Annotated in this window: 9 protein-coding genes; 2 read left to right on the top strand and 7 right to left on the bottom strand. The window is 30.6% G+C overall.

Going from position 1 to position 13,024, the window contains the following annotated elements; translation table 11 throughout:
- Nucleotides 1-109: 109 nt before the first annotated feature.
- The gene (gene fsa / locus ACKTTR_RS04880; protein ID WP_408026766.1) at nucleotides 110-763 is read right to left on the bottom strand and encodes a fructose-6-phosphate aldolase; all 654 of its coding nucleotides are present in this window, start codon (nucleotides 761-763) and stop codon (nucleotides 110-112) included.
- A gap of 125 nt (nucleotides 764-888) precedes the next feature.
- The gene (locus ACKTTR_RS04875; RefSeq protein WP_408026765.1) at nucleotides 889-1,689 is read right to left on the bottom strand and encodes an SDR family oxidoreductase; all 801 of its coding nucleotides are present in this window, start codon (nucleotides 1,687-1,689) and stop codon (nucleotides 889-891) included.
- A gap of 124 nt (nucleotides 1,690-1,813) precedes the next feature.
- Here ACKTTR_RS04875 and ACKTTR_RS04870 point away from each other — a divergent pair, with 124 nt between their 5' ends.
- Nucleotides 1,814-3,451 (top strand): M1 family metallopeptidase, encoded by a 1,638-nt coding sequence (locus ACKTTR_RS04870; protein ID WP_408026999.1) that lies wholly within the window; start codon nucleotides 1,814-1,816, stop codon nucleotides 3,449-3,451.
- A gap of 21 nt (nucleotides 3,452-3,472) precedes the next feature.
- Complete coding sequence (locus ACKTTR_RS04865; protein ID WP_408026764.1) at nucleotides 3,473-3,880, top strand: hypothetical protein; 408 nt, start codon at nucleotides 3,473-3,475, stop codon at nucleotides 3,878-3,880.
- A gap of 57 nt (nucleotides 3,881-3,937) precedes the next feature.
- On the opposite strand, the gene ACKTTR_RS04860 is transcribed toward ACKTTR_RS04865, so the two are convergent.
- The 5 genes from ACKTTR_RS04860 to ACKTTR_RS04840 form a co-directional block, all read right to left on the bottom strand.
- Complete coding sequence (locus tag ACKTTR_RS04860) at nucleotides 3,938-5,782, bottom strand: DUF349 domain-containing protein (protein ID WP_408026763.1); 1,845 nt, start codon at nucleotides 5,780-5,782, stop codon at nucleotides 3,938-3,940.
- 86 nt (nucleotides 5,783-5,868) lie between these two features.
- Entirely contained in the window at nucleotides 5,869-6,630 is a 762-nt protein-coding gene (locus ACKTTR_RS04855; protein ID WP_408026762.1) for a shikimate dehydrogenase family protein, read from the bottom strand.
- On the bottom strand, nucleotides 6,611-7,618 hold the full coding sequence (locus ACKTTR_RS04850; protein WP_408026761.1) for a DUF368 domain-containing protein: 1,008 nt from the start codon (nucleotides 7,616-7,618) through the stop codon (nucleotides 6,611-6,613). The genes ACKTTR_RS04855 and ACKTTR_RS04850 overlap by 20 nt, the downstream gene beginning before the upstream one ends.
- A gap of 33 nt (nucleotides 7,619-7,651) precedes the next feature.
- Nucleotides 7,652-8,575: a DUF368 domain-containing protein gene (locus ACKTTR_RS04845; RefSeq protein ID WP_408026760.1), complete on the bottom strand. Its 924-nt coding sequence runs from the start codon at nucleotides 8,573-8,575 to the stop codon at nucleotides 7,652-7,654.
- 15 nt (nucleotides 8,576-8,590) lie between these two features.
- Nucleotides 8,591-12,982 (bottom strand): translocation/assembly module TamB domain-containing protein, encoded by a 4,392-nt coding sequence (locus ACKTTR_RS04840; RefSeq protein WP_408026759.1) that lies wholly within the window; start codon nucleotides 12,980-12,982, stop codon nucleotides 8,591-8,593.
- Nucleotides 12,983-13,024: the final 42 nt, after the last annotated feature.

Genomic DNA, 13,024 nt, shown 5'->3' with positions numbered 1-13,024 from the left:
TTCTTTTTAAGTTAAAAAATGTCATTTCGAAAAAACGAAAAACCTTTTTGATTAAGTAGGTTTCTCACTTCTGTCGAAATGACATTGTATTTTTTCCAACTAAAGTTGGTTAGTTTCCTTTTTTATAATCTGCTAAAAATTTAGCTAAACCGATATCTGTTAAAGGGTGTTTTAATAATCCTTCAATAGCACTTAGAGGTCCTGTCATAACATCAGCACCAATCTTAGCACAATCAATAATATGCATAGTGTGACGTACAGATGCTGCTAAAATCTCTGTTTCAAATGCATAGTTATCAAAAATCTGACGGATTTCAGCTATTAGATTTAAACCGTCTGTAGAAATATCATCTAAACGACCAATAAACGGAGACACATACGTTGCTCCTGCTTTTGCTGCTAATAATGCTTGACCCGCTGAGAACACTAAAGTTACGTTTGTTTTAATTCCTTTATCAGAAAAATATTTACATGCTTTTATTCCATCTTTAATCATAGGTAATTTAACTACGATCTGAGGATTTAAAGCAGCTAACGCTTCTCCTTCCTTCACCATTCCGTCAAAATCAGTAGAGATTACCTCAGCAGAAACATCTCCCTCTACTATTTCGCAAATTGCTTTATAGTGATTGATAATCTTATCTTCTCCTGTTATTCCTTCTTTAGCCATTAATGACGGGTTTGTTGTTACCCCATCTAAAATACCTAAAGCCTGCGCTTCTCTAATTTGATCTAAGTTAGCTGTATCAATAAAAAATTTCATCTGTATATTTATTATGTAGTTGTGTTCTAATTCTTGAATTCTACGAGAGTACAACTCTCTTTAAAACAACGCATAAAACAATATTTTATGCCGTAATTTTCTTTAATTACTAATCTTCTGCGAATTTACAATTTATAATGATTCATTAGTAATTTTTCATAAACTTTATCAGGCAATATTCTTTTTAATACAATTGAAAATTTCTCCATAAATCCACCTACTTTATAGTGAATTTTAGGGTTCTTATTTTCAATAATTTTATAGATTGCTTCTGCCATTAGTATTGGATCTGCTCCAGAATCAACATGATCATCCATCAACGCTAAGTTTTCAGCATATTTTTCTTTGTAGGCAGAATCTTCAAAAACAGGTGTATGGTATCTTCCTGCTGCAATATTCGTAGCAAAATCTCCTGGAGCTACGTTCACAACTTTAATACCGAAGTTTTTTACCTCCATACTCAATGCTTCTGTCACCAACTCTAACGCTCCTTTACTTGCAGAATAAATTCCTCTAAAAGGCAATCCCATGTATCCTGCTATTGAAGTTGTATTGATAATCGTACCCGATTGTTGCTTTCTCATGTGAGGCAATACTTCTTTAACAACATCAATTACTCCAAAAAAGTTTGTATTAAAATTATCTTTCATTTCTTTTGTTGGAGTATCTTCAATTGGACCAGTAATTCCTTTTCCTGCATTATTTATCAACACATCAATCTTTCCTTCAGCAGTGATTACTTCTTCTATAGCTTTCTTAATAGACTCTTGATTGGTTACATCTAATGCTACCATTTGAAATGGAGTAGTTACTTTTTGTGGATCTCTACTTGTTCCGTAAACTTTAAACCCTCTGTCGTGTAAATAGGTAGCTATTGATTTCCCTATTCCTGAAGAAGCTCCTGTAATGAAAACTGTTTTTGACATTGTTCTTATTTTAAGCAAATATCTTAAAGTTAGCTTCAATAAAAAAACTTTAAAACTTATCTTAGCATTTTATCTTTCAAGAACAAATACTATGCATAAAAAAACATTTTCTTTATCTGTTTTTATGACATCTTTAGCAATTTTAATTGCTGGATGTTCTTCTTCAACTGCTCAAAAAAGCACCTCATTATTTTCAAAAAGTGAAACGTTTACGCGTCAAGATTCTTTACGTGGATCTATCACTCTTGAAAGATCTTGGTGGGATTTAACGTATTACCATCTTAATGTAACCGTTAATCCTGACAAAAAGTTTATTAAAGGAAAAAACACAGTACAATATAAAGTTTTAAAACCTCATCAGGTTTTACAAATAGACTTACAACCTCCTTTAAAAATTACTAAAGCCACTCAAAACAATAAAGAACTGCAAGTTATCTCTGAAGGTAATGCACACTTTATTCAACTACAGTCTCCTCAAAAGAAAGGAGCCATAAATTCTGTTGATGTATATTATGAAGGAAAACCTAAAGAAGCCATCAGAGCTCCTTGGGATGGTGGTTTTTCTTGGAAAAAAGACAGTAATGGAAATCATTTTGTTGCTACTTCTTGCCAAGGATTAGGTGCTAGTGTTTGGTGGCCAAATAAAGACCATATGTACGATGAAGTAGATAGTATGGCGATTAGTGTTCGTGTACCTAAAAACTTAATGGATGTTTCTAATGGTCGTTTACGTAACATTGAACAACATAATGATAACACGACTACCTACCATTGGTTTGTAGACAATCCAATTAACAACTACGGGGTAAATGTTAACATTGGAGATTATGTACATTTTTCTGAAAAATATAAAGGTGAAGATGGAGTGTTAGACATGAATTATTATGTGCTACGTGACAACCTTAAAAAAGCCAAAAAGCAATTTAAAGATGCTCCTAAAATGATGAAAGCATTTGAACATTGGTTTGGCAAATATCCTTTTTATGAAGATGGTTTTAAACTAGTAGAAGTTCCATATTTAGGAATGGAGCATCAAAGCTCTGTTACTTATGGAAATCAATATAAAAATGGGTATTTAGGTAGAGATTTGTCTGGAACTGGTTGGGGATTAAAATTTGATTTTATTATTATTCACGAAGCTGGTCATGAATGGTTCGCTAACAATATTACCAATGTAGATATTGCTGATATGTGGATTCATGAAAGCTTTACAGCTTATTCTGAAAATTTATTTTTAGATTATTACTATGGTAAAAAAGCTTCTGCTGAATATGTTATTGGAACACGAAGTTCTATTCAAAATGACAAACCAATTATTGGTCATTACGATGTTAATAATGAAGGTTCTGGAGACATGTATTACAAAGGAGCTAATATGCTACATACGATTCGTCAATTAGTAAACAATGATGAAAAATGGCGTCAAATTTTACGTGGTTTGAATGCTGATTTTTACCATAAAACAGTAACTACTCAAGAAATTGAAAAATATATGATTGAAAAATCAGGTATTGATTTAAGTAAAGTATTCGATCAATATTTACGTACAGTGAAGATTCCTGAGTTAGAGTATACAATTGAAAACAACACCTTAAAATATCGTTGGAATAATGTTGTAAAAGGTTTTAATATGCCTATAAAAGTAACTATTGATGGAAAAGATGAATTATTAAATCCTACTGAGAATTGGCAAACAAAAACTATTAAAGGAAATTCTATTGAAGTTGACCAGAATTATTATGTTAACTCTAAATCCGTTTAAAATAACTGTATCCTATCTTTTATGATTAAACGGTTACTAAAAAGTTTTACACTTAATCCTAAGAAACTGTTCTTAATTGACGGATTAGGAGCAGTTCTATCAGCTTTTTTATTAAGTGTTGTATTAGTAAACTTTGAAAGTATTATTGGGATACCTACTTCTTCCCTTTATTTACTAGCTATTTTTCCAATAATTTTTACCTTCTATGATTTTTACTGCTATCAAAAAACACATCACAAACTAAAACCTTTCTTAAAAGGAATTGCGATGGCAAATCTGCTCTATTCTTGTTTTTCTATCGGACTAGGATTCTATCATTCAAAAACCGTCACTAATTTAGGCTGGGCTTATATTTTAGTTGAAGTTTTAATTATTATTATTCTATCAATTTTTGAACTTTTAGTAGCGAAACAACTTGCTAAAAATTAAATAAAAAAAAACTCGAACCTTAAAAGGTTCGAGTTTTTAATGATTATTATATAATTTTTAATAATCTAATCTTTTTAAGTAGTCTAGTTTTTCTTGCCAAAGGTCTAATTGGTCTTTAAACTCTTGGATTCCTTTACGTACATTTTGCACTAAAGGATTATCTTTTGTAGCGTTTGAAATAAAACTTAAGTTATTTTCTAACTGTTGCATTTCTCGTACAGTTTCATCTATTTTTTTTCTAATAAAGAACTGCTCGCTATCTAACTTTCTATAGTCTTCTTGTACTAAATACGTATCTATAACACCTTTAAACTTCATCATTTCAATATCAATTCTACTCATATCTAGTTTATCTAAATGAGCATCCATTGCTTTATTGAACTTTTCATCTAAGTAACGTGCATTCCTTGGTAATGCCCCTAGAGCTCTCCAGTCAGCTAACGTCTTTTCTACATCTTCTTCTGTAGAAATTTCAGCAGTTTTAATTTGCTCTATAAAATCTTTTTTAGCTTCTACTACTGCTAACTGCTCTTTATTTTCCTCATTTTTACGAGCATGTAATCTATCAAAAAAATGATTACAAGCATTTTTAAATCGTTTCCAAATATCATCAGAAAATTTTCTAGGTACGTGTCCTATTTTTTTCCAATCTGCTTGGATACGTTTCATGGTATTGGTAGTTTCACTCCAATCTTCACTATCCTTTAAGCTTTCTGCAAGCTCTACCAATTCCATTTTCTTTCTTAAGTTCTCATTTTGTGCACTTTTTTCATGCTTGTAAAAAGCATTTTTTGCTGAGTTAAACTTTTTGGTAGCTGCCTTAAACTCTTGCCAAACAGCTTCACTTTTACTGTAAGGTAACTTTCCTATATCAAAGTATTTTTTACGTAGTTTTTCTATCTCTACAATACTTTTTTGCCAGTCGTTGTGTGTTTTATTGTTTGATGTATCGTATGCGCTTATTTCTGCAGCAACTGCTAGTTTTGCATCAATCATTTCTTGATGCTTTGACTTTAATTCTCTGTAGTGCTGATGACGTCTGTCATGAATCTTTTTTGTTGCTTCACTAAATCTACCCCAAACATCTTCTCTGTGCTCTCTTGACACTGGGCCAATGTCTTCTTTCCACATACGATGTAATTCTTGCAACTCTTTAAAAGCTACATTAACATCTTCTACATCATTTAAAGCTTCTGCTCTTTCAATTAATCGTAATTTTTCTTCTAAATTATGTTTGAAGTCTAACTCTCTAAAATCTTTATTTAAGTGTAGTAAATCGTAAAAACGTTCTACGTGATGATGGTATGTTCTCCAAGTATCATTATACTTTGTTTTAGGTACAGCCCCTACACTTTTCCAACGATTTTGAATTTCTTGAAAATCATTATACATCGTTTTTGGGTCGGCTTCTTTAATTAAAGTCTTTAATTCTTCAATTAAATTATTTCTTCTATCTAAGTTTTCTTTTAATTGTTTTTCTAACTGAGAATAGTATGCGTCACGTTTAGTTTTATACTCCCCTAATAACTTATTGTATTCTGTTTTTATTGGGCTTGAGAATTGAAAGTCTATAGAATTTCCTCCATCTGCTAAAAAAGCCTCTTTTTTCTTCGCTAATAAAGCTCCAAACTTTGAATTAAATGCTGTTTTAATAGCATCTACATTTGACTTTAATTGTTGAATTGGATGGCTTTTTAGTAATTTTTTTAATTCATCTACCAATTTTTCTAACTCCATCGAAGCATAATCAAGCATAGGAATTTCGTGCTTTTCATCCGCTTTTTCAGATTCATTGGCTACTTCATTTTCAACCTCATTAACAGCATTTTCGGTTTCCTTACTTGTATTCGTTTGTTCTTCTGTAATTGGTTTTTCTACTTTCTCTTCGTTGTTTTCTAACATATCTACAATGTTTAAGTTCCTTTGATTTAGATTATAAAGATAAGGATTCTTAGAGAATAGCAAATTTTATTTTAGTTTTTAAAATTTTAGCTATTGTTCCATATTTTCCAAGCTTTTTCTGCTTGTAGCTCCAACATCTCTAATCCATTTTTTATAGTTGCTCCTTGCTCTTTCCCTCTACGTAAAAAAGTGGTTTCTGACGGATTGTATATTAAATCATACAATAAATGTTTGTCCGATAAAAATTTATACGGAATATCTGGACAATTCTCTACATTTGGATGTGTACCTAGTGGTGTACAATTTACAATGACAGAGTATGATTCGATAAGCTCCTTGTCAATATCTTGATATGAGATTTGCTTTTTTCCTTCAGGGGTTCTAGATACATATTTATATTTCACTCCCAAACTTTCAAGCACATAAGCTACTGCTTTTGACGCTCCACCTGTTCCCAATATCAAGGCTTTTTTGTGATGCTTTTTCAATAATGGTTTTAGTGATTTTTTAAATCCATATACATCAGTATTATATCCTTTTAACCTTCCTTTCTTGGTTATTTTAATAGTATTAACTGCTCCTACCTTTAGAGCTTTCTTATCTATTCTGTCTAAAAAATTAAAAACATCTAGTTTATATGGAATCGTAACATTCATTCCTTTTAGTTGTTTTTTATTTTCTTTTATTCTTTGAGGAAGTTCTTGTATTGATTGAATATCAAAATTAATATACTCATGATTTTTTAAGTCTAATTTTTCAAACTTTTCGGTAAAATATCCACGAGAAAATGAGTACGAAATGTTCTTTCCTACTAAAGCATATAAATGCTTATTTTCTTTTTTGGTCATAAAAATCAATAATTAGTATTAATGCAATTCCAATAATAATGAATCCTATAGAAACCCATGTTTCTTGATTGTTAAAATTGGGTATAAATCTCTGGTAGTTTTCTATAATTTTGTTTCCGCTTTGATCTAGCAAAAACACACCTTCTTCTTTTTTATAAATGGTTTCTTTCCATGGCCAAACAACACCCAATGACCCAGTAATAAAACCTATAATAATTGCTGTTACAATTTGATGCCATCTTTTTAAAACATACCCTAAAACATGTGAAATAGACACAAGCCCAAAAGCTGAACCTGCTGTAAAAACTCCTATAATTTTTAAGTAACGAACTTTTACTTGATCAGTCAGTACTTCAAAGTTTCCAGACAACAGATTTGTAATTACATTTCCTAACACGTTTACACTGTCTACTAACAACAAAACATAGTTCCCTAACAATATGAGAATAAATGAACCCGAAAGCCCTGGTAGTGTCATTCCAGAAACCCCAATAATACCACACAAGAACACAAACCAAAGGTTATCATTTTCTGTAGCGGGTGTCATAAAACTAATAGAAATACCCACTGAAGCTCCAATAACCAGTCCTAAAATAGTTTTAGGTTTCCAATCTCCAAAATCTTTTGAAATATAATAGATAGAGCCTATAATCATTCCAAAAAACCATGACCACACATATAGTTGGTAGTTTCTCAAGAAGTAATCTAAAATAAGAGACACACTGAAGTAGCTAAACATACTTCCTGCCATTACCCAAACTAAAAATTGTAAGTTGGTATAGCTCGCAAAACTTTTAAAACGCCCATTAAATAACAACTTAAAAGCTTTACCATTTATTCTTTGAAAAGTATAAATAAGTTCTTCGTAAAACCCCATCACAAAAGCCACCATACCACCTGAAACTCCTGGTACTTTATTAGCTCCTCCCATTATTAATCCTTTTAAAAAAAGGTTTATCTTTTGTGATAGCGTGCGCTCTTTATACATGCGGTTTGATTAGAACGCTAAGTTAGTTATTTTCTAGTGCTTTTTTACCGCTAATTTTTCAAGTAATAAAATAAGTGCGAAACCAATTAAGGCTAACATAGTTGCATACATTAATTGAGGATTTCCATCGTAAGAAAATGGTGAAATAGATAACTCATTAAAAGGAACTTGTTCTCCGTGTGAATTGGTTCTGTATGTCAATACTTTCTTCCATGGCCAAATTTTATTTAATGAACCTATTATAAATCCTGTTAACACAACAAGAGTATAGTTTTTATAATTTTCAAATAGGTATTTTAAAACTCTTGAGAACGTTAACAAACCTACTATTGCTCCTAAACCAACGAATGCTATAGTTGTAAAATCACGGTTATTTACAGCTGCTAAAACTGGTTTATAAGCTCCTAATAAAACCAAAATAAAAGACCCTGAAATACCAGGTAAAATCATAGCGCAAATTGCTATAGCCCCTGCTAAGAACATAAATGACATTGAAGAGTGTTCTGAAACCAATGGATTTAGCGTTGTGATATAATAAGCTAGTATAGCTCCTAATATTAGTAAAATTCCTGAAGTGAGATTCCATTGAGTAACTTGTTTTGCTATATAAATAACGCTTGCTAATACCAACCCAAAGAAAAAAGACCATACTAAAATTGGGTGGTGTATTAATAACCAAGAAATCATTTTTGCTAATGAAACGATACTAATGAAAATCCCAACAAAAAGAGCTGCTAAAAAATTACCATTTACTTGTTTCCAAGCTGATTTAAGACCTTCATTTTTTAAAGCTTTAAGCAACTTTAAATTAATATTACTAATAGAACCTAATAGCTCTTCATAAATTCCTGAAATAAATGCAATAGTACCTCCTGAAACACCTGGAACTACATCAGCAGCTCCCATAGCCATTCCTTTCAATGTGATTACAAGGTAATCCTTATTTGTTCTATTCATAAAATAGTTTGGTTATTATTTTTCTTCTTTAGATTTAAAGTTTATCAGCCCCTTCTTTTTCTTTAGTTTTAGCGTGTCTTTTTTAACTTCTTTCTTCTTTTCTTTTTTATTTAAGCCTAATTTTTTTCCTAAGTCGCGTAAGTTATTAAAATTAACTTGATATGAAATACCTACTCCTTGTGTATAACCTTCCTCTTCAGTAGAATATTGCACTTCATTTTGACGGTTAAAGACTGTACCTCTTAGACTACCTTCTTCATTTAAAAGCACCTCTACTTTAACTTCTCCAACTACACTGGTTTGGGTGTTAGTACCCACTGGAACTCCTACTTTTCCATTAACCAATACTCTATCACTTAACTGTGTTGATACAGATACATCTACTTGGTCGTCTGAGTTAAGATTATCTACATTTCCTCTATCTCCTTGCGTATAACCTACTCCTAACTGAAATTTATTCCCATCACTATTTAACATGTTTGTTAAAATACTTGAAGCTATTTCAGAAGCTGTTCCTGTAATTCCTGAACTAGCACTGCTACCAATGGCATCTGGATTATAAAATGTACCAAAGGCTAATAAGAAAGAGAAGTGCTGCATTTTGGTGTTTAAATCATTCTCATTCAAAATAAACTCTAACTCAGAACTTACTGTTGAGTTTGCGTTTGGTATTTTAATATCAAATTCTTGTTTTGAACTAAATAATCCTCCCGTAATTTTCGTGTATAAATCAATTGGAATCTTTCGATTTGAATTGATATTGTCTAGTAACTGTGCTGGGTTTGCTTTAGTTCTATATACTGCAGTTATATCTAAATCGGCTTCATAAGGATCTCCATTCCAAGAAATAGTTCCTCCTTTTTGTACAATAAAAGGTTTTGTTATTCCTGCATATTTAAAGTTATAGAAACCATTATCTACGGTAAAGTCTCCAAACATATTAAACTTTCCTCTTGTATCAATATCTATTCTAAGGTTTCCTTCTCCACTCCCTTTTAACTCACTTCCTGAAACCTTGTCAATTACAACTTGAGCTACAGCATCTTTTGTTACGGCTAAATTAAGTCTTAAGTCAAGACCTTTAATATCTCCTATAACTTTTCCTTTTGTTTCCTCTTCTTCCTCCCCTGTTTTAAATCTGATTAACTTGTAATTATCTATTGTTTTAACATCACTTAACGGAATTACAAATAAGGTTCCTTTGTTTGTTTTTCCGTTAACCTCAATATCTAAATAACTTGTAAGTCCTCTAATTTTAGCTTCTCCATTTAAAAAACCTGTTCCGTAGTATTGAGATTCTTCAGTTTCTTGTGTGTCTAAAATCAGTAAATTCTGTGTATTAATATCAAAGTTTAAAAACCAGTCTTTAAAGTTTTGATGTACAATACTTCCTGATAAGTCTCCTTGTGTAAGGTATTTTGTATCCTCCAGAATTATGTCTTTAAAAATAAATTCTTGTTTGTCTAAAACAACACTTGTATTTCCTTTTAAATCAAAATCAACATTTAAATATGGAAAGGCTAATCCTGCATTTTCAAAATTTAAAACTCCATTAAAATCAGGATTTCTCAAATATCCTTTTGCTGTAAAGTCTCCTGTTACTTTCCCTCTTAGTTTAGACAATACATCTTCTCCTAGTGGACTGAAAGCAGCAATATCATACTCTTTTAAATAAATATCTAAATCTATTATTGGTCTTTCTTCTGAAAAATCAATTTCCCCTGTAGCAGATATATTTTTTGCGTTTTCATTTTCCAGAGATAAGTTAACATTATATTTTTCGTAAGAATTATCTCCTGTAACATTCAGCGCTAAATTACCTTGTGAGTAATCATTAATGTAAAAATTCTCCACATATAAATTTCCTTCTGGTGCTACAGTTTCATTTTCTTGCTTAAATTCTAATCGCCCATTTAATTTCCCATCTAATTTTAAACTATCGATAGGAGGTAAAAAGCTAGCTAGTTTAACTTTATTAAAATCTGCTTGAATATCTTTATAAGTACTATCTCTTACAATTCCTTTAAAATCGATTCTTTGCTCTCCAGATTTAAAAACAAATGGACTAATTGTAAAATCATCTTTTTGTAAATCAAATGTTACCTTATTATTTTTATCATCGTTAGGATTTACCACCCAATCAAAACCTTTATAATGCAGCTTGGATTTTTGAATTCCTACAACAGATTTTTGAAACTCATTAATTGTGTAAAAGAAATCTAAACTAAAGCTCTCTGCATAATCTTTTCCTCCCTTAAAAAGGGATTTAAAAAATAGTGTATCATTCTGTGTACGGTTTAACAAGTTTAATTTTTCAATGTTATAATACTTTGTATTAACTTTATTTGCTGTTAAGTGAGTGCTATATAATGGGTTTTTATTATCCAACCTTAACACTACTCCTTCTATTATATTTTTATACGCATTTATTTGTGGAGACTCAAATGTAAGTTTTAACGAGTTTTTATCTGAGTTAATACGTCCCTTTAATCGTGTGTTTTTTCCAATTGAAATACTTGGTAAAAAAACATCTATAATTTGGTTATAAATTGTGAAATCAAAATCTAAAAACTGATTTGGTGCTACTTCATGCGGACGATAGTTTGTATACACACTACCTAAAGCGTTTTGAGTAATTGGTAACAATTCTTCAAAAGAAAACTTACCTTTTAAATATCCTTTTACAATATCTGATGAATTTACTTCAATAGTTTTTATACTATCTTTTACTGATGAGTTTACTTCAAAACTTTTGAAAGGATAGCTTTGTTTTTGATTTGTGTAGATTAAGTTTTTAAACGTTGCTTTTCCAATGATATCATCAAATGTATTTCCTGAAATATTTAAATTGATATTCCCTTTTAGTTCAGAAATACTATCACGGGTAAATAAATTTGTCTTTTTTAAGTCAATTCTATCAACATCAGCGATAAAATCAAATTTGTTAATCTCTGATGAAAAATCTGCTAATCCCTCAAATTTCAACTTGAAGTTATCATCATCTGCATTTAATAAACCGTCAAACTTTTTATTTTGAAACTGTCCGTTTACTTGTAAATTTTTATACTCATATTTATTAAAAAATAAACTATTTACTCTTCCTATAATTATGGTATTAACATTATCTACATTAAACCCACTACCATTAACATCAGCTTTTAATGAAACAGTTCCTAATACAGGGTCATTTGCAAAAACACCAAGATCAAAGTTTTTAAACTCTACCTCTCCTGTATACTCTGCTTTATCTATATTATCAATATTTGTTAATTGAAGATCAGAAATTGCAGTTCCGATTTCTGATTTTACTGATACAGTAGCATCCATTTGTTGTGGAGTCACTCTCACTATTCCATTCAAAGTAAAATTGCCTAATCTTTGAAATTCCGTTGGTAATGTTCTCCCTAATAAGTTTGGTAGTACATTTCTTAATTGATAGTAATTTGCTGTAAGGTTATCTAAGTCTGCATCGAACACAAAACCTCTACTGGTTTTAACGGCATTAACAAATCCCATATTTCCAATAATTCTCATCCCTCCCCTTGAATGTACTCTTACATTATTGACACTAAAGTTATTCAAAACACCATCAATATCTCCGCTTATATACAGAAAATCATGCCCTCCTATTTCGTTGTATAACTTATTTAAATCTTTTACTGAAACTACACTTTCTTGAAACTTAGCCTTGATCCTAACCTTATCATTAAAATTAACAAAGTCTTTTCGGTTATAAGTAAACTTAATTTTAGCTTGAAGTTTTGTTTTATTATCTGTTTCTAACGTTGTATTTTTAAAATCCATAAAGGATTTTGTGTACTTAAAATCAGTTGATAAATTTGACACATTAACACCTCTATTTCCTGTAAAAAACATATTCCTTATTTTCATAGAAACATCAGGTCCTATGATAGAGAAATCGTTTAATTCAGCTCCTGCTTTATACGCTGCAAACTCAAGAGGATCTTGCTTGTTTTCATCCATTAACTTAAAAGTTAAATCATCTAAAGAAATTTTATCACTTTTAAGAATAAATGGTGTAGCTAAACTATCTTTAGGTTTTCCATCTTCAAAACTATCTACAAAAATAGACATGTTATCATTCTTTTCACCTTTATATGTTTTCATATAAAAATGAACTCCACTTAAAGAAGCCTCTCCTAAATCTACTCTATTTTCTAATATCCGTTTGGCATTCTCTAAGGAAGTAGTTAGGTTATTTACAAATATTAAGGTGTCTTTATGGTGATCTCTAATCTCTATTTCTTTTAGTTGGACACTTCCTAACCAAGACAAATCAATTTTTTTTACAACAATATTGGTATTAAACTCTTTATTTACCCAATTCGTTGCTTGTTTGGCAAGTTGACTTTGTACAAAAGGTAGTGATAATAAAAGAAAAAGCAATAGCAGAAAAAGTACTGCGTACTTTATTATCCTACCTATTAT

Source organism: Tenacibaculum litoreum (assembly GCF_964513915.1).
Lineage (GTDB): Bacteria > Bacteroidota > Bacteroidia > Flavobacteriales > Flavobacteriaceae > Polaribacter > Polaribacter litoreum.
The sequence above is the reverse complement of the archived record's forward strand: the minus strand, read 5'-3'. Positions and strand labels throughout refer to the sequence as shown.